Source organism: Streptomyces sp. NPDC049687 (genome assembly GCF_044465285.1).
Lineage (GTDB): Bacteria > Actinomycetota > Actinomycetes > Streptomycetales > Streptomycetaceae > Streptomyces.
The window spans coordinates 407145-426460 of record NZ_JBITLN010000005.1; the positions used below are offsets into that span (position 1 = coordinate 407145).

At 69.8% G+C, this 19316-nt stretch carries 23 protein-coding genes and 4 tRNA genes; 7 read left to right on the top strand and 20 right to left on the bottom strand.

What is annotated here, in order from left to right:
* Positions 1 to 544: 544 nt before the first annotated feature.
* From rplL to ACIBVL_RS18940, 9 genes are all read right to left on the bottom strand, one after another.
* On the bottom strand, positions 545 to 934 hold the full coding sequence (gene rplL / locus ACIBVL_RS18900; protein ID WP_399098303.1) for a 50S ribosomal protein L7/L12: 390 nt from the start codon (positions 932 to 934) through the stop codon (positions 545 to 547).
* Positions 935 to 1050: 116 nt separating this feature from the next.
* Entirely contained in the window at positions 1051 to 1581 is a 531-nt protein-coding gene (rplJ, locus tag ACIBVL_RS18905) for a 50S ribosomal protein L10 (protein WP_399098304.1), read from the bottom strand.
* Between the two features lie 287 nt (positions 1582 to 1868).
* Positions 1869 to 2864, bottom strand: a complete 996-nt coding sequence (locus tag ACIBVL_RS18910; protein ID WP_399098305.1) for a hypothetical protein — start codon at positions 2862 to 2864, stop codon at positions 1869 to 1871.
* A 43-nt stretch (positions 2865 to 2907) separates the two neighbouring features.
* Entirely contained in the window at positions 2908 to 3789 is an 882-nt protein-coding gene (locus tag ACIBVL_RS18915) for a hypothetical protein (protein WP_399098306.1), read from the bottom strand.
* A 149-nt stretch (positions 3790 to 3938) separates the two neighbouring features.
* Positions 3939 to 4664, bottom strand: a complete 726-nt coding sequence (rplA, locus tag ACIBVL_RS18920; RefSeq protein ID WP_399098307.1) for a 50S ribosomal protein L1 — start codon at positions 4662 to 4664, stop codon at positions 3939 to 3941.
* 80 nt (positions 4665 to 4744) lie between these two features.
* Positions 4745 to 5179: a 50S ribosomal protein L11 gene (gene rplK, locus ACIBVL_RS18925; RefSeq protein WP_030317334.1), complete on the bottom strand. Its 435-nt coding sequence runs from the start codon at positions 5177 to 5179 to the stop codon at positions 4745 to 4747.
* 142 nt (positions 5180 to 5321) lie between these two features.
* Positions 5322 to 6170, bottom strand: coding sequence for a transcription termination/antitermination protein NusG (gene nusG / locus ACIBVL_RS18930; protein WP_399098308.1), 849 nt, complete (start codon positions 6168 to 6170; stop codon positions 5322 to 5324).
* A gap of 80 nt (positions 6171 to 6250) precedes the next feature.
* Positions 6251 to 6538 (bottom strand): preprotein translocase subunit SecE, encoded by a 288-nt coding sequence (gene secE / locus ACIBVL_RS18935; protein WP_399098309.1) that lies wholly within the window; start codon positions 6536 to 6538, stop codon positions 6251 to 6253.
* A 108-nt stretch (positions 6539 to 6646) separates the two neighbouring features.
* Positions 6647 to 6719 (bottom strand) — tRNA-Trp (locus ACIBVL_RS18940).
* Positions 6720 to 6945: 226 nt separating this feature from the next.
* Between ACIBVL_RS18940 and ACIBVL_RS18945 the strand changes: the two genes are divergently transcribed.
* Positions 6946 to 8172 (top strand): pyridoxal phosphate-dependent aminotransferase, encoded by a 1227-nt coding sequence (locus ACIBVL_RS18945; RefSeq protein WP_399098310.1) that lies wholly within the window; start codon positions 6946 to 6948, stop codon positions 8170 to 8172.
* Positions 8173 to 8294: 122 nt separating this feature from the next.
* Complete coding sequence (locus ACIBVL_RS18950) at positions 8295 to 9326, top strand: adenosine deaminase (RefSeq protein WP_399098312.1); 1032 nt, start codon at positions 8295 to 8297, stop codon at positions 9324 to 9326.
* Positions 9327 to 9528: 202 nt separating this feature from the next.
* Here ACIBVL_RS18950 and ACIBVL_RS18955 read toward each other — a convergent pair whose 3' ends face one another.
* The 6 genes from ACIBVL_RS18955 to ACIBVL_RS18980 all read right to left on the bottom strand — a co-directional run bounded on the left by ACIBVL_RS18955 (position 9529) and on the right by ACIBVL_RS18980 (position 12144).
* Positions 9529 to 10584 carry a UDP-N-acetylmuramate dehydrogenase gene (locus tag ACIBVL_RS18955; RefSeq protein WP_399098313.1) on the bottom strand — a complete coding sequence of 352 codons (1056 nt, stop codon included), beginning with the start codon at positions 10582 to 10584 and terminating at the stop codon, positions 9529 to 9531.
* Between the two features lie 115 nt (positions 10585 to 10699).
* Positions 10700 to 11128, bottom strand: a complete 429-nt coding sequence (locus ACIBVL_RS18960; RefSeq protein ID WP_399098314.1) for a MaoC family dehydratase — start codon at positions 11126 to 11128, stop codon at positions 10700 to 10702.
* A gap of 5 nt (positions 11129 to 11133) precedes the next feature.
* Positions 11134 to 11586, bottom strand: coding sequence for a MaoC family dehydratase N-terminal domain-containing protein (locus ACIBVL_RS18965; RefSeq protein ID WP_399098315.1), 453 nt, complete (start codon positions 11584 to 11586; stop codon positions 11134 to 11136).
* A 111-nt stretch (positions 11587 to 11697) separates the two neighbouring features.
* Entirely contained in the window at positions 11698 to 11862 is a 165-nt protein-coding gene (rpmG, locus tag ACIBVL_RS18970; protein WP_003948671.1) for a 50S ribosomal protein L33, read from the bottom strand.
* Positions 11863 to 11952: 90 nt separating this feature from the next.
* Positions 11953 to 12025: transfer RNA gene (locus ACIBVL_RS18975), tRNA-Met, on the bottom strand.
* A gap of 46 nt (positions 12026 to 12071) precedes the next feature.
* Positions 12072 to 12144, bottom strand: a tRNA-Thr gene (locus ACIBVL_RS18980).
* 284 nt (positions 12145 to 12428) lie between these two features.
* On the opposite strand from ACIBVL_RS18980, the gene ACIBVL_RS18985 reads away from it, so the two are divergent.
* Together ACIBVL_RS18985 and ACIBVL_RS18990 are read left to right on the top strand one after the other, a co-directional pair.
* Complete coding sequence (locus ACIBVL_RS18985; protein ID WP_399098316.1) at positions 12429 to 13682, top strand: amidohydrolase family protein; 1254 nt, start codon at positions 12429 to 12431, stop codon at positions 13680 to 13682.
* Positions 13683 to 13735: 53 nt separating this feature from the next.
* Positions 13736 to 14392 (top strand): SDR family oxidoreductase, encoded by a 657-nt coding sequence (locus tag ACIBVL_RS18990; RefSeq protein ID WP_399098317.1) that lies wholly within the window; start codon positions 13736 to 13738, stop codon positions 14390 to 14392.
* A gap of 46 nt (positions 14393 to 14438) precedes the next feature.
* Here the strand turns inward: ACIBVL_RS18990 and ACIBVL_RS18995 are convergent, their stop codons facing one another.
* On the bottom strand, positions 14439 to 14651 hold the full coding sequence (locus ACIBVL_RS18995; RefSeq protein WP_399098445.1) for a hypothetical protein: 213 nt from the start codon (positions 14649 to 14651) through the stop codon (positions 14439 to 14441).
* Between the two features lie 107 nt (positions 14652 to 14758).
* Here ACIBVL_RS18995 and ACIBVL_RS19000 point away from each other — a divergent pair, with 107 nt between their 5' ends.
* Complete coding sequence (locus tag ACIBVL_RS19000; protein ID WP_399098318.1) at positions 14759 to 15031, top strand: hypothetical protein; 273 nt, start codon at positions 14759 to 14761, stop codon at positions 15029 to 15031.
* Positions 15032 to 15118: 87 nt separating this feature from the next.
* On the opposite strand, the gene ACIBVL_RS19005 is transcribed toward ACIBVL_RS19000, so the two are convergent.
* Positions 15119 to 15200 (bottom strand) — tRNA-Tyr (locus ACIBVL_RS19005).
* Between the two features lie 225 nt (positions 15201 to 15425).
* On the opposite strand from ACIBVL_RS19005, the gene ACIBVL_RS19010 reads away from it, so the two are divergent.
* Positions 15426 to 15914 carry a YajQ family cyclic di-GMP-binding protein gene (locus ACIBVL_RS19010; protein ID WP_399098319.1) on the top strand — a complete coding sequence of 163 codons (489 nt, stop codon included), beginning with the start codon at positions 15426 to 15428 and terminating at the stop codon, positions 15912 to 15914.
* A 62-nt stretch (positions 15915 to 15976) separates the two neighbouring features.
* Here the strand turns inward: ACIBVL_RS19010 and ACIBVL_RS19015 are convergent, their stop codons facing one another.
* On the bottom strand, positions 15977 to 16243 hold the full coding sequence (locus ACIBVL_RS19015) for a GlsB/YeaQ/YmgE family stress response membrane protein (RefSeq protein WP_399098320.1): 267 nt from the start codon (positions 16241 to 16243) through the stop codon (positions 15977 to 15979).
* A gap of 187 nt (positions 16244 to 16430) precedes the next feature.
* Here ACIBVL_RS19015 and ACIBVL_RS19020 point away from each other — a divergent pair, with 187 nt between their 5' ends.
* Positions 16431 to 17681, top strand: coding sequence for an APC family permease (locus ACIBVL_RS19020; RefSeq protein WP_399098321.1), 1251 nt, complete (start codon positions 16431 to 16433; stop codon positions 17679 to 17681).
* A 186-nt stretch (positions 17682 to 17867) separates the two neighbouring features.
* Here the strand turns inward: ACIBVL_RS19020 and ACIBVL_RS19025 are convergent, their stop codons facing one another.
* Together ACIBVL_RS19025 and htpX are read right to left on the bottom strand one after the other, a co-directional pair.
* A complete protein-coding gene (locus ACIBVL_RS19025; RefSeq protein WP_399098322.1) occupies positions 17868 to 18260 on the bottom strand; it encodes a YccF domain-containing protein in 393 nt (130 codons plus the stop codon).
* Complete coding sequence (gene htpX, locus ACIBVL_RS19030; protein ID WP_399098323.1) at positions 18257 to 19120, bottom strand: zinc metalloprotease HtpX; 864 nt, start codon at positions 19118 to 19120, stop codon at positions 18257 to 18259. The genes ACIBVL_RS19025 and htpX overlap by 4 nt, the downstream gene beginning before the upstream one ends.
* Between the last annotated feature and the right edge of the window lie 196 nt (positions 19121 to 19316).

Below are 19316 nucleotides of genomic sequence, written 5' to 3' on the forward strand. Positions count from 1 at the left end.
CGAGGGCTCGGACTCACTACGCGCGTACCGGCCCCTCGCTCGCGCGCGGAGACAGAAATCCCAGGTGAGGGAGGTCTGATCGTCCGGACTCAAGAGAGGGCATGCCCCTGGTGACGGGCAGGGGACAGCTAACAGGCAGCGCAAAGGGTCAGTGTAGCCACTTGGCACACTGATGTCCAGTGCGGGTTGTTCGAAGCCCTCGTTGTTCTCAACGCCCTCGGTCTTCTAGCCCTCAACGCACGGTGATACTGCCCTCTTCGTCGTCGATCCATGCCTCGGAACTCGGATCGTTGTGACGACGCGTCCTGAGAATTGCGCGCTGCGTGCGGTTCGTCAAGGCCCCCCATGCCCGAACCCCGAGCTCGGAGATACGACGAAGATCACCATACCCCTCGCTTCCGCGGGTGCAAGGTAACCGTGGCCGCACCCCGGGAACGACGAAGAGCGACCACCCGGATGGATGATCGCTCTTCGGTGCGTGGGCGTTACAGCCCCGAGGGGACAGTTTCAGCCAACGCGGCGGCCTTCACTCGGCCGCAGGGTGTTACTTGACCTCGACCGAGGCGCCGGCGCCCTTGAGGGCCTCGGCGGCCTTGTCCGCGGCCTCCTTGGCGACCTTCTCGAGAACGGGCTTCGGGGCGCCGTCCACGAGGTCCTTGGCCTCCTTCAGGCCCAGCGAGGTCAGCTCACGCACGACCTTGATGACCTGGATCTTCTTGTCGCCGGCACCGGTGAGGATGACGTCGAACTCGTCCTGCTCCTCAGCGGCCTCGACCGGGGCGCCGGGAACGGCGGGGCCCGCGACGGCGACAGCGGCGGCGGCGGTGACGTCGAACTTCTCCTCGAACGCCTTCACGAACTCGGAAAGCTGGATGAGGGTCATCGACTCGAACTCGGCGAGCAGTTCTTCCTGGGTGAGAGCCACGGCGGGCAATCCTTCCACTAATTCGGCTGGTGCCGGATGTACATGTCTGGCGGGCGTACGTTCGGCCCGCTACGACCTCTGCCTGGGGCGGACTGCCTCAGACGGCGGTCATTTCGCGAGCCGAGTTACTCGGCACCGCCCTGCTCGTCCTGCTTGGCACGAAGCGCGTCCACGGTGCGGACGAGCTTCGACGGGAGCGCCTGGAAGACCTGAGCAGCCTGCGTCTGCTTGCCCTTCATAGCGCCCGCCAGCTTGGCGAGCAGAACCTCGCGGGACTCGAGGTCCGCAAGCTTCTTGATCTCGTCGGCGGACAGCGCCTTGCCGTCAAGGACACCGCCCTTGATGACGAGGTTCGGGTTGTCCTTGGCGAAGTCACGAAGACCCTTCGCCGACTCCACCGGGTCACCGGTGACGAAGGCGACCGCCGTCGGACCGTTGAACAGGTCGTCGAGCGTCGTGATCCCGGCCTCGTTGGCCGCAATCTTGGTCAGCGTGTTCTTCACCACGGCGTACTGGGCGTTCTCACCGAGCGATCGGCGCAGCGTCTTGAGCTGCGCCACGGTGAGACCCCGGTACTCGGTCAGCACGGCGGCGTTCGAGCTGCGGAACTGCTCCGTCAGCTCGGCCACCGCGGCAGCCTTGTCGGGCCTTGCCATAGAGCGTCGGCCTCCTTCCGGGTGATGAGGACCGCTCGGAAGGAGCTTGGACAAACGAAACGCCCCGGCGCAGGCGCACGGGGCGTAGCTCAACCGAACGAGATCCGTCGACGGACGGGTTCCGGCCCGGGAGCACTTCCACAGTCACCTGCGCGGGTCGTCCGCGTATCAGCGGATCCTTCGGCCACCGCACCCTCTCCCGAGCGCACGGCAACGACCAGCGGTCTTTGGCTTCGATAGGAGAGTACGGGACCCGGACGCCGTCAAGCAAATCCGCCCGTAGGGGGTCAGCCGTCGGCGGCCCCGAGACCTTCGAGGTCGAGGCCCTTCTCCAGCCCGGACATCTCCTCGTCCAGCGCCGGGTCGCCGGTGCCGTCCTCGGCGAAGCCGCTGTCCTGGAGCCCCTTGAACATCTCGGCCAGGTCGAAGGTCTCGTCGGCCGGCGGCGCCGCGACCTCGGCCTTCGTGCCGTAGTCGGAGAAGCTCATGCGGATCCCGATGTCGCCCTCGGGGGTGTCGATGCCGACGTCCATGCGCACCGGCAGATCCTCGTCGTTGACCCAGACCTCGGTGTCGTAGCCCTTGATGCCGGCCTTCTCGACCTCCTTGAGCACCTTGTTCCGCTCGTCCGGCTCGAGCACGTCCAGGGAGTCGCCGGACTCCAGCATCTCCTTCACCGTGAGCGTGCCCTTGTAGTGCTCGGCCTCCACGCCGTCGATCTTCTCGCTGCCCAGGTGCTTCAGGTTGGGCGAGTCGAGCAGCATGGCCAGCTGTTCGGCCGGGTCCTGGTTCATGTTCTCCAGGCCGGAGGTCATCTGCCGCCGGACGTCCTCGTCGCCGGCGGCCTCCGCCATGGCGGCCATGTCGAACTTCATCCAGCGCTTGCCGTCCATCTCGGCCGGCGCCTTCGCCCCCATGTCCATGTACATCACGTTGTCCCGGACGATCATCCTGACCCGCTCGGGGGCGTCGGGGTCCGCCGCGAGCGCGGAGCCCGTCATCGTGACATCCATGACGGTCGGGTCCCAGCCCATGATCCCGCTCATCTTCATGTCTCCGCCGTCCGCCATCGCGGCGGGCGCGGACATCGTCATGGTGATCCGGGCGGACCTGGCCTCGGCGGTCTTCTCGTACGCCGCGGTGAGCACCTGCGTGGCGGACCGCTGCGCATCACCGCCCGCCGCGCCCTTCCCGTGGCCCGCGCAGCCCGCCGCGCCGGTGAGCAGCAGAGCGGTTGCCGTGGCCGCGGCGGTCCTGTGCCGTTTGTTCAGTCGTCTGTTCATACGTCCCCCTTGCCCCTGTGTCCCTCTGGGTTCCTCGTCCCGCCTACTGCTTCACCAGCTCCGTGAAGTCCGCGGTGTCGGCCGCCGGGGGCTCCTCGACCGAGACGTCGGTGCCGTAGTCGCTGTAGTACGCGGTCTGGCTGTACGCGCCCGCCGTGGTCTCGCCCTTCTCCACCTTCTTGACCAGCAGGTCCTGGTCGTCGACCCAGATGTCGACGGTCTCGGTGGTGACGCCGGCCTGATCCAGCGTCTTCTTCAGGTCGTCGAGCTGGCTGCGGCTGAGGCTGGAGTTCTTCTCGGCGAGGTCGGCCACGTCCACCCTGCCCGAGTAGTGCGTGGTCTCCTGGCCCCGCACCGTCTCCTCACCGACCTTGCGCACGTCCCCGGAGGCCAGCAGGAGCTTCACCGACTGGTTGGGGGTGGTGTTCTGCATCTGGTCCTTCAGATACGCGCCACTGCCGCCGCCGAGGGTCTCCAGGTCGTCGTACGCGTACTTGATCCAGTGCTTGCCGCCGGACTGCTCGGCGAAGGTGTCGCCCATCTTCGCGTAGTAGGCGTCGGGCAGATAGCGGGCCTCCATGGAGGTGCTGCCCATCTGGCGCATGGTGTCGGCCATGGTGCCGCCGGTGTACGTGATGATGAGGTTGCCGGTGAGGCCGTCGCCCCAGGCGAGGACGCCGTCGGCGGTCATCGACATCACCGAGCCCATGGTCGTGGTGGACTCGACCTTCGCGGAGTCGGCGCCGTCGGTGGACTTCTCCGCGGTCCGCAGGGCGGCGATGGGATCGAACCCGGCGCCCCCGCCGGTGCCGGAGTCATCGGAGCCACCGGAACCCCCCGAGCCGCCGGAGCCACAGGCAGTCGCCCCCGCCATCAGGCTCACCGCCGCGATGGACAGGCCTGCCGTCCGCACGATGCGCTTCATCCGCCCCACCCCCATGAGAATGCTGTGAGTGCACGCTAACGCACGGCGCTGACAGCCGTACGAAAATAACGACGTACGACCAAAGGGGACGAGCCCCGCACCTCGAAAGGTTGCGGGGCTCGTCGCCGACTCGAGGCGAACCGTCAGGTTCAGACCGCGGCCGGGTCCTCCTCGACGAGGAGGTTGCGGGTGCGGTTCGGGTCGACCTGGATACCGGGGCCGATCGTGCTGCTGATCGCGGCCTTCTTGATGTAGCGGCCCTTGGCGGCGGACGGCTTCAGACGGAGGATCTCCTCCAGGGCCGCGCCGTAGTTCTCCACCAGCTTGTCGTCCTCGAAGGACGTCTTGCCGATGATGAAGTGCAGGTTCGCGTGCTTGTCGACACGGAACTCGATCTTGCCGCCCTTGATCTCGGTGACGGCCTTGGCCACGTCGGGGGTGACGGTGCCGGTCTTCGGGTTCGGCATCAGGCCACGGGGACCGAGCACGCGGCCGAGGCGGCCGACCTTGCCCATGAGGTCCGGGGTGGCGACGACGGCGTCGAAGTCCAGACGGCCCTTCGCGACCTCGTCGATCAGTTCGTCGGAGCCGACGATGTCGGCGCCCGCGGCCTCCGCGGCCGCAGCACGGTCACCGGTCGCGAAGACCAGGACCCGGGCGGTCTTGCCGGTGCCGTGCGGCAGGTTCACGGTGCCACGGACCATCTGGTCGGCCTTGCGCGGGTCGACACCCAGACGGAAGGCGACCTCGACGGTGCCGTCGAACTTGCTCGTGGAGGTCTCCTTGGCGAGACGGACGGCCTCGAGCGGGGCGTAGAGCTTCTCCCGGTCGACCTTGGCGTCCGCAGCGCGGAGAGACTTGCTGCGCTTGCTCACTACTGCTCCTGTTGTGTCTTAGGAGTCGTGGTACGGGCCGAGCAGGCCCTTCCACACTTCTGCTGTACGGGGGGTGGGGATCAGCCCTCGACGGTGACGCCCATGGACCGGGCGGTGCCCGCGATGATCTTCGCGGCGGCGTCCAGGTCGTTGGCGTTGAGGTCGGGCAGCTTGGTCGTGGCGATCTCGCGGACCTGCGCCTCGGTGATCTTGGCGACCTTGGTCTTGTGCGGCTCGCCGGAGCCCTTCTCGATGCCCGCGGCCTTGAGGATCATCTTCGCGGCCGGCGGCGTCTTGGTGATGAAGGTGAAGGAGCGGTCCTCGTAGACCGTGATCTCCACCGGGATGACCCAGCCACGCTGCGACTCGGTCGCGGCGTTGTAGGCCTTGCAGAACTCCATGATGTTGACGCCGTGCTGACCCAGCGCCGGGCCGACCGGCGGAGCCGGGTTGGCGGCGCCGGCCTGGATCTGGAGCTTGATGAGCCCCGTGACCTTCTTCTTCTTGGGAGGCATTTCGGGTCCTCTCCCGTTTCTTGTCGATTTCCGAGTGCCCGAAGGCAACCGCACAACCCTAACGGGTAGGACCGCGCGGCCAAAAACCGAGCAGGTCAGACGGCTGTGGGAGCCCGCCTGACCTGTTCGGAAGCAGTGAGGTCTAGTTCTTCTGGATCTGGTCGAAGCTCAGCTCGACCGGAGTCTCGCGGCCGAAGATCTCGACGAGGCCCTTGACCTTCTTCGAGTCGGCGTTGATCTCGTTGATCGTGGCCTGCAGCGTGGCGAACGGACCGTCGGTGACGGTGACCGAGTCGCCGACCTCGAAGTCCAGCACCTGGACCTCGACCTTGCGCTGCGGAGCGGGCTTGCCCTCGGCCTCGGCGGCCTCACGGGCGGCCTTCTCCTCGGCCTCCGGGGCGAGCATCTTGACGATCTCGTCCAGGGTCAGCGGATACGGGTCGTAGGCGTTGCCCACGAAGCCGGTGACGCCGGGGGTGTTGCGGACGACGCCCCAGGACTCGTTCGTCAGGTCCATACGGACGAGGACGTACCCGGGGAGCTTGTTCTGGCGGATCGTCTTGCGGTCGCCGTTCTTGATCTGGACGACCTCTTCCTGCGGCACCTCGGCCTGGAAGATGTAGTCCTCGACGTTCAGCGAGACGGCGCGCTGCTCCAGGTTGGTCTTCACGCGGTTCTCGTAACCGGCGTAGGTGTGGATCACGTACCACTCGCCGGGGAGGGTGCGCAGTTCCTCGCGGAGGGCGGCGACGGGGTCGACGGGCTCGGCCGGCTCTTCTTCCTCGGCCTCGAACTCGTCCTCGGCGTCCTCGCCATCCTCGGAGTCGGCCTCGTCCTCGTCCTCGACGTGGAGCGCGGCGTCCTCCGCGGCTTCGCCCGCCTCGGCATCGGCAGCCTCGAACTCGTCCACCTCGTCCGCGCCCTCGACGATGTCGAGCTCGTCGTCGACCTCGTCGGGCTCGATGGCGTCGTTCAGGTTCTGGTCAGACACGGTGGCTGCTTCTTCCTGGATACATAGGGGTGGAACATGCGAAAGGGGCGCCGGATACCTCGGCGCCCTTCGCTCTCGGATCAGCCGAAGACGTACTTGGCGGCGTGGCTGAGTCCATAGTCAATCACGGTCACCAGGCCGATCATGATGACGACGAAGACGATCACCACGGTCGTGTACGTCGTCAGCTGGCCCCGCGTGGGCCAGACGACCTTGCGGAGCTCCGCGACGATCTGGCGGTAGAAAAGCGCGAGGCGCTTCAGCGGGCCCTTCTTGGCGCGCTTGCCGCCCTTGCGTGCCTTCTTCTTGGCCTCAGGCAGCTCATCCTGGGCATCAGGCGTGTCGATGGAGCCCACGGCATCCGCCATTCGTCCTCACCTGTTCCCGGGTCGTGGCCGTGCCGCGCCCGGTCTGAGCCGCACGGCGGTGCATTACTGTACGTACATGCGCACACATCCTGGCGAAGGTGTGTGTAGCAGGGCCGGAGGGACTTGAACCCCCAACCGCTGGTTTTGGAGACCAGTGCTCTACCAATTGAGCTACGACCCTTTGTGTGTCCCCAACGTACCGCATCCGACCGGGTGCTCGGTGTGCACCGTGGTGGCACGGCTGTTGAGGGCCAACGACGTGTGAGTGTACGTGGTCTTGAGCGCCCCGTCGAACCGAATGCGGTCCGCACCGGATTCAGTCTGATGTTCAGTCGGCCGCCCCGTCCGGTGCCCAGTCCGTGAAACCCGTGTGCCCGGCCGGTTTCGGGTCTGAAAACATGGGCCGTATGAGCGCTGCAACCCCACCCACCGAGCGCCGGGTCTCCGCCCGAGTCGGCGCGATCTCCGAATCCGCCACCCTCGCCGTGGACGCCAAGGCCAAGGCCCTGAAGGCCGCCGGACGTCCGGTGATCGGCTTCGGCGCCGGCGAGCCCGACTTCCCGACCCCGGACTACATCGTCGACGCGGCCGTAGAGGCCTGCAAGAACCCGAAGTACCACCGCTACACCCCGGCCGGCGGTCTGCCCGAGCTGAAGGCCGCGATCGCCGCGAAGACGCTGCGGGACTCCGGCTACGAGGTCGACGCCTCGCAGATCCTGGTCACCAACGGCGGCAAGCAGGCGATCTACAACGCCTTCGCCGCGATCCTCGACCCGGGCGACGAGGTCATCGTCCCGGCGCCGTACTGGACGACCTACCCCGAGTCGATCCGTCTCGCCGGCGGTGTGCCGGTGGAGGTCGTGGCCGACGAGACCACCGGCTACCGGGTGTCGGTCGAGCAGCTGGAGGCGGCGCGCACGGAGAACACGAAGGTCGTGCTCTTCGTCTCCCCGTCCAACCCGACCGGCGCGGTCTACAGCGCCGAGGAGGCCGAGGCGATCGGCCGCTGGGCCGTCGAGCACGGCCTGTGGGTGCTGACGGACGAGATCTACGAGCACCTCGTCTACGGCGACGCGAAGTTCACCTCGCTCCCGGCGATCCTGCCCGAGCTGCGCGAGAAGTGCGTCGTGGTCAACGGTGTCGCCAAGACCTACGCCATGACCGGCTGGCGGGTCGGGTGGATCATCGGCCCGAAGGATGTCGTCAAGGCCGCCACGAACCTCCAGTCGCACGCCACCTCGAACGTCTCGAACGTGGCCCAGGTCGCCGCGATCGCCGCCGTCTCCGGTGATCTGTCGGCCGTGGAGAAGATGCGCGAGGCCTTCGACCGGCGCCGCAAGACCATCGTGCGGATGCTCAACGAGATCGACGGCGTGGTCTGCCCCGAGCCCGAGGGCGCGTTCTACGCGTACCCGTCGGTGAAGGGGCTGCTCGGCAGGGAGATCCGCGGCAAGCGCCCGCAGAGCAGCGTGGAACTGGCCGAGCTGATCCTGGAGGAGGCCGAGGTCGCGGTCGTCCCGGGTGAGGCCTTCGGTACGCCGGGCTATCTGCGGCTGTCGTACGCGCTGGGCGACGAGGACCTCGTCGAGGGCGTGAGCCGGATCCAGAAGCTGCTGGCGGAGGCCACGGACTGAACCTCCACGCGCGCGTAGCGGGCCGTTTCCCTCCGGGGAGGCGGCCCGTTTCTTCGTGCGAGCAAGACCACGTTCAGGGAATCGGCTACCGGGAGGACATCGCCGTACGGCAGGATCGCTGAATGGAGCGTGTACGTGATGTCTCTGAGCTGCCGAAGGCCCATCTGCATCTGCACTTCACGGGGTCGATGCGGCCCGGGACCGTGCTGGAGCTGGCCGACAAGTACGGGGTGCGCCTGCCCGAGGCGCTGACCGACGCGCTGACCAGCGGGGAGCCGCCGAGACTGCGGGCCACGGACGAGCGGGGCTGGTTCCGCTTCCAGCGGCTGTACGACGCGGCGCGGTCCTGCCTGCGGCAGCCGGAGGACATACAGCGGCTGGTGCGGGAGGCGGCGGAGGAGGACGTCAGGGACGGCTCCGGATGGCTGGAGATCCAGGTCGACCCGACGTCGTACGCGCCCCGGCTGGGCGGGCTGATCCCGGCGCTGGAGGTCATCCTCGACGCGGTGGAGACGACCTCGCGGGAGACCGGGCTCGGGATGCGGGTGCTGGTGGCGGCGAACCGGATGAAGCATCCGCTGGACGCCCGGACGCTGGCCCGGCTGGCGGTGCGGTACGCGGACCGGGGTGTGGTCGGTTTCGGCCTGTCGAACGACGAGCGGCGGGGCATGGCGCGGGACTTCGACCGGGCCTTCGCCATCGCGCGGGACGGCGGGCTGCTGTCCGCGCCGCACGGCGGGGAACTGAGCGGTCCGTCGTCCGTACGGGACTGTCTGGACGATCTGCACGCGACCCGGCTCGGCCACGGTGTCCGGGCGGCGGAGGACCCGAGGCTGCTGAAGAGGCTCGCCGAGCGGGGGATCACCTGCGAGGTGTGCCCGGCGTCGAACGTGGCGCTGGGGGTGTACGAGAAGCCGGAGGACGTGCCCCTGCGGACGCTGTTCGAGGCGGGGGTGCCGATGGCGCTCGGCGCCGACGACCCGCTCCTGTTCGGCTCCCGGCTGGCCGCGCAGTACGAGATCGCGCGGCAGCACCACGACTTCACCGACGAGGAACTGGCGGAGCTGGCCCGGCAGTCGGTGCGGGCGTCGGCGGCGGCGCCCGAGGTGAAGGCGAAGCTGCTGGCGGGGGTGGACGACTGGCTCGCGGCCTGAGGCTTCGCGGCCGTGCGCCCGGGACAGCCGGGTGAGGTGGCTCACCGGGCCCTCGGGCCCGGTCCGTGAAAAGCCCGCTCGCGGGTGGGCGCGGCCGCGCGGTGGAACGGCTCCCCACGCGGGCCATGGGCTTCCCCGAGTCCGGGTGGGGGGGTGGCCCCCGGTCCACGGGCCTCCCGCCTCGCCCCCGACGGGGCGCGAACTACAGCTGTACGCCGACCGTCACCGGTTCGTTGACCAGGGTGATCCCGAACGCCTCGCGCACCCCGGCCACGACCTCACGGGCCAGCGCCAGGAGATCCTCGGTGGTGGCCGCGCCGCGGTTGGTGAGGGCGAGGGTGTGCTTGGTGGAGATACGGGCGGGCCCGCTGCCGTACCCCTTGGTGAAGCCCGCCTTGTCGATCAGCCAGGCAGCGGAGGTCTTGGTGCGCCCGTCGCCCGCGGGGTACGCGGGCGGCTCCACCCCCTCCCCCAGCCGCTCCCGCACGCGCGCGTGGAACGCCGCGAAGTCGGCGTCGGTGAGGATCGGGTTGGTGAAGAACGACCCGGCCGACCAGGTGTCGTGGTCCTCGGGGTCGAGCACCATGCCCTTCCCGGCCCGCAGTTTCAGCACGGTCTCCCGGGCCTCGGCGAGCGGCACCCGGTCCCCCGGCGCCACCCCCAGAGCGCGCGCGGTCTCGGCGTACCGGATCGGCGCCGACAGCCCGCCGGCGTCCTCCAGCTCGAAACGGACCCGCAGGACGACGTACCGCTCGGGGTCGGCCTTGAAGCGGCTGTGCCGGTAGGAGAAGGCGCACTCCTCGTTGGCGAGGGCGACCGTCTCGCCGGCCCGGCGGTCGTAGGCGATCACCTCGGTGATGGTGGAGGAGACCTCCTGCCCGTACGCCCCCACGTTCTGGATCGGCGTGGCACCCGCCGACCCGGGAATGCCGGCCAGACACTCGACCCCGGCCAGCCCGGCCTCCACCGTCCGGGCGACGGCGTCGGTCCACACCTCGCCGGCGGCCAGCTCCAGCCTCGTGCCGACGAGCTCGAAGCCGCGGGTGGCGATGCGCAGGGCGGTGCCCTCGAAGCCCTTGTCGCCGATGACGAGGTTCGACCCGCCCCCGATCACCAGCAGCGGCGTACCCTCGGCGTCGGCGGCACGCACGGTGTCGACCACCTCGGCGTCCGTGGCCGCGGTCACCAGCCGAGCAGCGGGACCCCCCAGCCGAAAGGTGGTCAGCGGCGCGAGCGGGGCATCGAAGTTCTCCAGCACGCGCCAAGCCTACGAGACCCCGCGCCGCCTACCGCACCTGGCTGCGAGCGGTCGGCCGCCGCCCAGGTGTACGCCCCCGTCACGACATGGCCGCACACCCGAGCGCCCCGAAGACTCAGGCCAGCCGCACAACCGCCCGCGACATCCCCAGCACCTTCTGCCCACCGCTGGTCACCACCAGGTCGACCCGCACGGTGTTGTCCTCGAGCTTGGCCCCCACCTTCCCGGTGACCTCGATCACGGCGCCCTGATCGTCGTTCGGGACGACGACGGGCTTGGTGAAGCGGACGCCGTAGTCGACGACCGCGCCGGGATCGCCGGTCCAGTCGGTGACCACCCGGATCGCCTCGGCCATGGTGAACATGCCGTGCGCGATGACGTCCGGCAGACCCACCTCCTTGGCGAACCTCTCGTTCCAGTGGATGGGGTTGAAGTCCCCGGAGGCCCCCGCGTACTGGACGAGCGTCGCCCTGTTCACGGGGAACGACTGCGCGGGCAGCTCGGTGCCGACCTCGACGTCGGAATAAGCGATCTTCGCGGTCATCCGTCTCACGCCTCCCCGGCCGCGCGGGCCACGAGCTTGGTCCACGCGGTCACGACGTGCTCGCCGGCCTCGTCGTGGACCTCGCCGCGGATGTCCAGGATGTCGTTGCCCGCCATGGACCTGATCGCCTCGATGGTGGAGGTGACCGTGAGCCGGTCACCGGCGCGCACCGGGCGCTTGTAGGCGAACTTCTGGTCGCCGTGCACGACCCGGCTGTAGTCGAGGCCCAGCTGGGGGTCCTGGACGACCTGTCCCGCCGCCTTGAAGCTGATCGAGAACACGAAGGTCGGCGGGGCGATCACATCGGCGTACCCGAGCGCCTTGGCGGCCTCCGGGTCGGTGTACACCGGGTTGCCGTCCCCCACGGCCTCAGCGAACTCCCGGATCTTCTCCCGGCCGACCTCATAGGGTTCGGTGGGCGGGTAGGTCCGCCCCACGAAGGACTGGTCGAGCGCCATCGGCTCGGCACCTCCTGCTCTTGCTCTGCGTTGCTCTACTGACCGGTACGGGCCGTTCAACGACGCGAGGCCGCCCCCGATCACGGGGACGGCCTCGCATACGAGCCTGATTTATCGCGTTTCGCGGTGCGCGGTGTGCGCGTTGCAACGCGGGCAGTGCTTCTTCATCTCAAGACGGTCCGGGTTGTTGCGCCGGTTCTTCTTGGTGATGTAGTTCCGCTCCTTGCACTCCACGCAGGCCAGCGTGATCTTCGGGCGGACGTCGGTGGCAGCCACGTGAGTGCTCCTTGACGAACGGATAGGACTGGTTTAACGCAAAGAAGAGTAGCCGATCGAAGGACCGACCCCACAATCGGCTACTGTCAGTAGCGGTGACCGGACTTGAACCGGTGACACAGCGATTATGAGCCGCTTGCTCTACCGACTGAGCTACACCGCTTTGATGGGATCGGGTCCCGCCTCGCGACGGGAACCTCACCCACCAGAGCCCCAATACGGAATCGAACCGTAGACCTTCTCCTTACCATGGAGACGCTCTGCCGACTGAGCTATTGGGGCGAGCGATGAAGACATTACACGGTCCGCAGCCGTTCACCCAAATCCGTTTCGCGGGCCCCGGGCAGCGGGCTCGGACCGTCCCGCCACCGAGGCCGCCGCCGCCGTTTCCCCCAGTTCCCGCCTCCCCCACGAGCCCCTCGGGCGCCCCCGACCCCGCCGGTACGACTATTGCGCTCCTCCCCGCCGGCACCCGGCCGCCGCCCTAGGCTCTACTCACTCTGCGTGATCTTGCTTCCCCTGCGCGGCCCCGGGCTCCCCCGCGCAGTCCGAGCCCCTGGAGCGCGATGCCCGACAGCCGGCCCCAGCCACTCCCCCCGCCGTCCGCCGCGCCCGGCCCGGCCGCCCTCCTGCTGTGCGGGGCACGTCTCACGGACGGCCGGACCGTGGACGTACGCCTGGGTCGCGGACGCATCGAGGCGGTCGGTACGGCCGGCAGCCTGGCGCCCGGTCCGGCGGCCCGCGGCGGCCCGGCCCGGGTCGATCTCGGCGGCTACCTCCTCCTCCCGGCCCCCGCCGAACCCCACACGCACGCCGACACCGCCCTGACCGCCGACACCGACGGCCCCGCCCCGTACGACCCCCAGGACGTCCGGCGCCGCGCCACCGAGGCCGCCCTGCTCCAGCTCGGACACGGCGCGACCGCCCTGCGGGCACACGTGCGCGTGGGTGACGTCCAGGGCCTCGGCGCACTGACCGCCGTCCTGCGTGCCCGGCGTTCGCTGCGCGGGCTCGCCGAGCTGACGACGGTGGCGATGCCCCGGGTGCTGACCGGCGCCGCCGGGGCGGACGGGCTCGCGATCCTGCGGGACGCGATGAGGATGGGCGCCTCGGTGGTGGGCGGCTGCCCGGACCTGGACCCCGATCCCACGGGCTACGTGGAGGCCGTACTCGACGTGGCCTCCGAGCACGGCTGCCCGGTGGACCTGCACACCGACGCCGCCGACCCGGCCCGGCTGACCCGCCTCGCCGCGATGGCCGGCGGCCTGCGGCCCGGCGTCACCCTCAGCCCCTGCGGCGGCCTCGCCGGCCTCCCCGCCGAAACGGCCGGCCGCACCGCCGACCAACTCGCCGCCGCCGGCGTGACGGTGGTCTGCCTCCCCCAGGGCGGCTGCGGCGCCGTGGAACACCGCGGCACGGCGCCCGTACGGCTGTTGCGCGCCGCCGGGGTGCGCGTGGCGGCCGGCAGCGGGGCACTGCGCGACACGTCCAACCCGGTCGGCCGCGGCGACCCCCTGGAGGCGGCCTTCCTCCTCGCCTCCTGCCACGGCCTGCGCCCCGAGGACGCCTACGACGCCGTGAGCACCTCCGCGCGGGCGGCCCTCGGCCTGCCCGAGATCCGCGTAGAAGCGGGCTTCCCCGCCGACCTCCTGGCAGTCCGCGGCGACCGCCTGTCGGCCGTGCTCTCCCTGGCATACACCCGCGTCGTCATCCACCGCGGCCGGGTGGTGGCCCGCACGAGCGCGGTACGCGAGTACTGCGACTCGGTGGCGTCGGCGGAACCGGGGCTGCCCCGGCAGGGGCGCGGGCAGTTGTCGTAGCCGTACAGCGGGCGACAAGGCATCCGGGGACGGCCGGGCGTACGGTCGGAAGCATGCGCATTGTCATCGCTGGTGGTCATGGTCGGATCGCGCTGCGGCTGGAGCGGCTGCTCGCCGCGCGCGGGGACGAGGTCGCGGGGATCATCCGCAACGCCGGGCACGCCGAGGACCTGCGGGCGGTCGGCGCCGAACCGGTCGTCCTCGATCTGGAGTCGGCGTCGGTCGATGCGACCGCCGAGCGGCTGCGGGGCGCGGACGCGGCGGTGTTCGCGGCGGGCGCGGGCCCGGGCAGCGGGGCGGCCCGCAAGGACACCGTGGACAGGGGCGCGGCGGTGCTGTTCGCTGACGCCGCCGTCCGGGCGGGCGTACGGCGCTTCCTGGTCGTGTCGTCGATGGGCGCGGACCCCCGGCACGAGGGCAACGACGTCTTCGACGTCTACCAGCGCGCCAAGGGCGAGGCGGACGCGTACGTGCGGGGTCTGGACTCCCTCGACTGGACGATCCTGCGTCCCGGGGCGCTCACGGACGACGCGGGCACCGGCCTGGTCCGCCTGGAGGCCCACACCGGCCGCGGTTCCGTCCCCCGCGACGACGTGGCCACCGTCCTCGCGGAGCTCCTGGACACCCCGGCGACCTCCGGCCTCACCCTGGAGCTGATCGGCGGCTCGACACCGGTGTCGGTGGCGGTGAAGTCGGTGGCGGGCAACTGAGGGAGGCTCAGCTGAGGGCGGCTCAGCGAGCCACCGGGCAGCGGGTCTAGAACAAGGGCAGCTGCCCCGGGAACTCGGCGACGACGTATCCGTCCAACGACGGCTGCGCCGCCCCCAGTTGAGCCGTCCTCCGCGAACCGGGGCAGGAGACGAGCTCCCCGCTCGCCCGTGCCCCCGGCGGGTCGTGCCGGGCGTACCGTCCGGCGACGACGGCGATCTCGCGACGGCACTCGGGGCAGGCTCTGCGGCGGCTCGACACGCTGGACATGGGATCAGTCTGCCCCAGTGGGCCGGCCGGGTACCCGGCCGCGACGCACGCCGCGCTCGCCGCGCGGAACCGCCGCCACCTCCCTAGCATCCGTACATATGGCACATACCTTCGAGGAACTCGTGGCGATGCAGCGTCTGGCCGACGAGGCCCACACACGGGTCGAGGGGCTACGGGACGCCTACGGCCCTCCTACGGCCACCCCCTGGTCGGAAACCCAGACCGACACCTACGAGACCGCCTGGCGCGCCTGGCGCGACCTCGCCCGCGACGTCCAGGCCGCGGTGACGGAACACGCCAAGGACGAGGGCAGACCCCGCAACGAGGTGGAGGCAGAGGTGAAGCGGGCGGCGAAGTCACCCGATGCGTGACCGAGGACTCACCTCAAGCCCCTCAAGACACGACAAAGGACCCGCGACCTGCAGAATTAGCAGGTCACGGGCCCTTTGTTTCCCGTGTGGCGGCGCCAGGATTCGAACCTGGGAAGGCTGAGCCGGCAGATTTACAGTCTGCTCCCTTTGGCCGCTCGGGCACACCGCCGGGGTCGCTGCCGTTTCGAACCGCTTTTCGGCGGTGCTCCCTGGCAACGACGTAAACAATACCCGATGCCGAGGGGTGCTTCGCCACCCGATTGATCTGCGCCGGGGGGACCACGGGTGGCTAGGCTTGTCCGGATGCGACCCGGGTTCACACCGGGCTCGGCGGCCGCCTCCACGTACGCCGATACGCACCTCATACGCACCCCGATACAAGGAGCCACAGGACATGGCCGACTCCAGTTTCGACATCGTCTCGAAGGTCGAGCGGCAGGAGGTCGACAACGCCCTCAACCAGGCCGCCAAGGAGATCTCGCAGCGCTACGACTTCAAGGGCGTGGGCGCCTCCATCTCGTGGTCCGGTGAGAAGATCCTCATGGAGGCGAACTCCGAGGACCGGGTGAAGGCTGTCCTCGACGTCTTCCAGTCGAAGCTGATCAAGCGCGGGATCTCGCTGAAGGCGCTGGACGCGGGCGAGCCCCAACTCTCGGGCAAGGAGTACAAGCTCTTCGCGGAGATCAAGGAGGGCATCTCCCAGGAGAACGCGAAGAAGGTCGCGAAGCTCATCCGCGACGAGGGGCCCAAGGGCGTGAAGGCCCAGGTGCAGGGCGACGAACTGCGCGTCAGCTCAAAGAGCCGTGATGACCTGCAGGCCGTCATCGCCCTGCTGAAGAACCAGGACTTCGACTTCGCGCTGCAGTTCGTGAACTACCGGTAGACGAAAGGGTGGGCACCCGCGGTGCCCACCCTCTCCCCTGCCGCCCGCCGTCCGGGCCGCGCTCAGTCGCGCGAGTTGCCGAACAGCAGGCGGTAGATGATCAGGAGCACGAGCGAGCCGCCGATCGCCGCCGCCCAAGTGGCGCCGTCGTAGAAGTCCTTGGTGATGGGGTGGTCCAGCCAACGGGCCGATATCCAGCCGCCGACGAACGCGCCCGCGATGCCGATGAGGGTCGTACCAATGAAGCCGCCCGGGTCGCGGCCCGGCAGCAGGACCTTGGCGATGACTCCGGCCAACAGTCCCAGGATGATCCAGCTGATGATGCCCATGACCTGAACCTGCCCTTCCGTGCTGTGCCCGCGCTGTCCGAGCACTGTGATCTCGCTCGCTCCGGACGGGCTGTGCTCGCTCTCACGCCCGCCCCGCGTCCTTCGTCGCACGCGGGTTCGTGTCGTGTTGCCGAGGACGACGTCACCACGGCACCCGGCGGTTCCGTCGATCAGTAGGGTGCGGTCCATGACAGCGCCCAGCACTCCCGCGGAACTCCGACGAACCCTGGGCGTCGGCGACGCCGTGGTCATCGGGCTCGGCTCGATGATCGGGGCCGGCGTGTTCGCCGCCCTCGCTCCCGCCGCGCACGCCGCGGGCTCCGGACTGCTGCCCGGACTCGCCCTGGCCGCGCTGGTCGCCTACTGCAACGCCATGTCCTCGGCGCGCCTGGCCGCCCGGTATCCGGCCTCCGGCGGCACATACGTGTACGGGCGTGAGCGTCTCGGGGTGTTCTGGGGCTACCTGGCCGGCTGGTCGTTCGTGGTCGGGAAGACGGCCTCCTGTGCGGCGATGGCGCTGACGGTCGGGGCGTACGTCTGGCCGGGACAGGCGCACGCGGTGGCGGTCGCGGCCGTGGTGGCGCTGACCGCGGTGAACTACGGCGGCATCCAGAAGTCGGCCTGGCTGACGCGGGCGATCGTGGCGGTGGTCCTGGCGGTCCTCGCCTCCGTGATCGTGGTGTGTCTGGGCTCCGGAGCGTCCGACGCCGGGCGGCTGGACATCGGCGCCTCGGAGGGCGTGGGCGGTGTACTGCAGGCAGCCGGTCTGCTGTTCTTCGCGTTCGCCGGGTACGCGCGCATCGCGACCCTCGGCGAGGAGGTACGGGACCCGGCGCACACCATCCCGCGCGCGATCCCGCTGGCGCTGGGCATCACGCTGGCCGTGTACGCGTGTGTGGCGGTGGCCGTCCTTTCCGTGCTGGGGGCCGGGGATCTCGGGCGGGCGGTCGCGCCGCTGGCCGACGCGGTCCGGGCGGCGGGGGTGCCGGGGCTGGTTCCGGTGGTACGGGTCGGGGCGGCCGTCGCCGCGCTGGGTTCCCTGCTCGCCCTCATCCTGGGCGTCTCACGCACCACGCTGGCCATGGCACGCGACCACCATCTGCCCGGCGCCCTGGCGGCCGTTCACCCGCGCTTCCAGGTACCCCACCGGGCCGAACTGGCCGTCGGCGCGGTGGTGGCGGTCCTGGCCGCCACCGTGGACGTCCGTGGCGCGATCGGCTTCTCCTCCTTCGGTGTGCTGGCGTACTACGCGGTGGCCAACGCCTCGGCCTGGACCCTCGACACCTCCCCGGCTGCGAGGGCGGTACCGGCGGTGGGTCTCCTGGGCTGCGTGACCCTGGCGTTCGCCCTGCCGGGGACGTCGGTGGTGGCGGGGGCGGGCGTCCTTGCGGTGGGCGTGGCCGCATACGGGGTACGGCGGTGGTGGGGCGCGCGGTGACCGCCCCGGCCGGCAGGGCTCGGTGACGTTCACGCGGGTGCGAGGAACAGCACCGGCGCTCGCTCGTTCTCGGTCATGCGTCCATGGTGCGGGCCGCCACTGACAGTCGGGCCGGCCTGTGGACAACCAGCCCGTTGTGGATGACGAGCCCACCCATTCGGGCGCTCGCCACCCGGACCCACCCCGTCAGCGCATGGCGAACGGCTGGTCCGTCGGCACGATTTCGCGGCCCAGCGGGAACAGCGAGACCGGGATCAGCTTGAAGTTCGCGATGCCGAACGGAATGCCGATGAGGGTCACGCAGAGGGCCAGGCCGGTGACGATGTGGCCGAGGGCCAGCCACCAGCCGGCGAGGACCAGCCAGAGCACGTTGCCCAGGCAGGAGGGAGCGCCCGCGTCCCGGCGTTCGACGGTGGTGTAGCCGAAGGGCCAGAGGGCGTAGACGCCGATACGAAACGCGGCAACGCCGAACGGGATGCCGACGATGGTGATGCAGAGCAGCAGGCCCGCGAGGAGGTAGGCGAGGAACAGCCAGAAGCCGCTCAGCACGAGCCAGATGACGTTGAGGATGGTCTTCACTGGTGTCGACCTGCCAGTTTCTCGAGCCGGGCGATGCGTTCCGCCATCGGCGGGTGGGTCGAGAACATCTTGGAGAGTCCCTGTCCCGGACGGAAGGGATTCGCGATCATCATGTGGCTCGCGGTCTCGATCCGGGGCTCGGGGGGCAGCGGGAGCTGTTTGGTGCCCATCTCCAGTTTGCGCAGTGCGCCGGCGAGCGCGAGCGGGTCGCCGGTGAGCTGGGCTCCGGAGGCGTCCGCCTCGTACTCCCGGGAGCGGCTGATGGCGAGCTGGATGAGGCTGGCGGCGAGCGGGCCGAGGATCATGATCAGGAGCATGCCCAGGAGGCCCGGGCCGTCGTCGTCGTCGGAGCGGCCGATCGGGATCAGCCAGGCGAAGTTGACCAGGAACATGATCACGGAGGCGAGGGCGCCGGCGACCGAGGAGATGAGGATGTCGCGGTTGTAGACGTGGCTGAGTTCGTGGCCGATGACACCACGCAGTTCGCGCTCGTCGAGGATGCGCAGGATGCCGTCGGTGCAGCACACGGCCGCGTTGCGCGGGTTGCGGCCGGTGGCGAAGGCGTTGGGTGCCTCGGTCGGGGAGATGTACAGCCGGGGCATGGGCTGGCGGGCCTGGGTGGAGAGTTCGCGGACCATCCGGTACAGGGCGGGTGCCTCGAATTCGCTGACCGGGCGGGCGCGCATCGCGCGGAGCGCCAGCTTGTCGCTGTTCCAGTAGGCGTACGCGTTCGTACCGAGCGCGATCAGGACCGCCACGACGAGCCCCGTACGGCCGAAGAAACTGCCGATGACGATGATGAGTGCGGACAGTCCCCCGAGGAGTACTGCGGTCCTGAGCCCGTTGTGCCGGCGGTGCACGGTACGCCCTCCAAGTCGTGCAGCGGGGGGAACCCTTTGCTTGCGGATGGTCCTTCTCTCCGGTGCCCACTGGTGCCGTGGTGTCACGTCCAGTGGACCCTCCCGTACTGGTCAACGCCAGGCGGGAGGCACTAGTTCCCTCGTGCGTACGGGCGCGGGCGTGAGCCGTCCGGGTGACGGCGGGGGGTACGCGCGC

Excerpts from the sequence above, each read along its gene's own strand:
- ACIBVL_RS18965 (WP_399098315.1), bottom strand. The coding sequence starts at position 11,586 with ATGGCGCTCGACCAGTCCTTCGTGGGGCGGACCTACCCGCCCACCGAA.
- ACIBVL_RS18915 (WP_399098306.1), bottom strand. The coding sequence starts at position 3,789 with ATGAAGCGCATCGTGCGGACGGCAGGCCTGTCCATCGCGGCGGTGAGC.
- secE (WP_399098309.1), bottom strand. The coding sequence starts at position 6,538 with ATGGCGGATGCCGTGGGCTCCATCGACACGCCTGATGCCCAGGATGAG.
- rplJ (WP_399098304.1), bottom strand. The coding sequence starts at position 1,581 with ATGGCAAGGCCCGACAAGGCTGCCGCGGTGGCCGAGCTGACGGAGCAG.
- ACIBVL_RS18990 (WP_399098317.1), top strand. The coding sequence starts at position 13,736 with ATGCGCATTGTCATCGCTGGTGGTCATGGTCGGATCGCGCTGCGGCTG.
- ACIBVL_RS19020 (WP_399098321.1), top strand. The coding sequence starts at position 16,431 with ATGACAGCGCCCAGCACTCCCGCGGAACTCCGACGAACCCTGGGCGTC.
- ACIBVL_RS18950 (WP_399098312.1), top strand. The coding sequence starts at position 8,295 with ATGGAGCGTGTACGTGATGTCTCTGAGCTGCCGAAGGCCCATCTGCAT.
- rplK (WP_030317334.1), bottom strand. The coding sequence starts at position 5,179 with ATGCCTCCCAAGAAGAAGAAGGTCACGGGGCTCATCAAGCTCCAGATC.
- ACIBVL_RS18945 (WP_399098310.1), top strand. The coding sequence starts at position 6,946 with ATGAGCGCTGCAACCCCACCCACCGAGCGCCGGGTCTCCGCCCGAGTC.
- ACIBVL_RS19010 (WP_399098319.1), top strand. The coding sequence starts at position 15,426 with ATGGCCGACTCCAGTTTCGACATCGTCTCGAAGGTCGAGCGGCAGGAG.
- ACIBVL_RS18985 (WP_399098316.1), top strand. The coding sequence starts at position 12,429 with ATGCCCGACAGCCGGCCCCAGCCACTCCCCCCGCCGTCCGCCGCGCCC.
- ACIBVL_RS18960 (WP_399098314.1), bottom strand. The coding sequence starts at position 11,128 with ATGACCGCGAAGATCGCTTATTCCGACGTCGAGGTCGGCACCGAGCTG.
- ACIBVL_RS19000 (WP_399098318.1), top strand. The coding sequence starts at position 14,759 with ATGGCACATACCTTCGAGGAACTCGTGGCGATGCAGCGTCTGGCCGAC.
- ACIBVL_RS19015 (WP_399098320.1), bottom strand. The coding sequence starts at position 16,243 with ATGGGCATCATCAGCTGGATCATCCTGGGACTGTTGGCCGGAGTCATC.
- ACIBVL_RS18910 (WP_399098305.1), bottom strand. The coding sequence starts at position 2,864 with ATGAACAGACGACTGAACAAACGGCACAGGACCGCCGCGGCCACGGCA.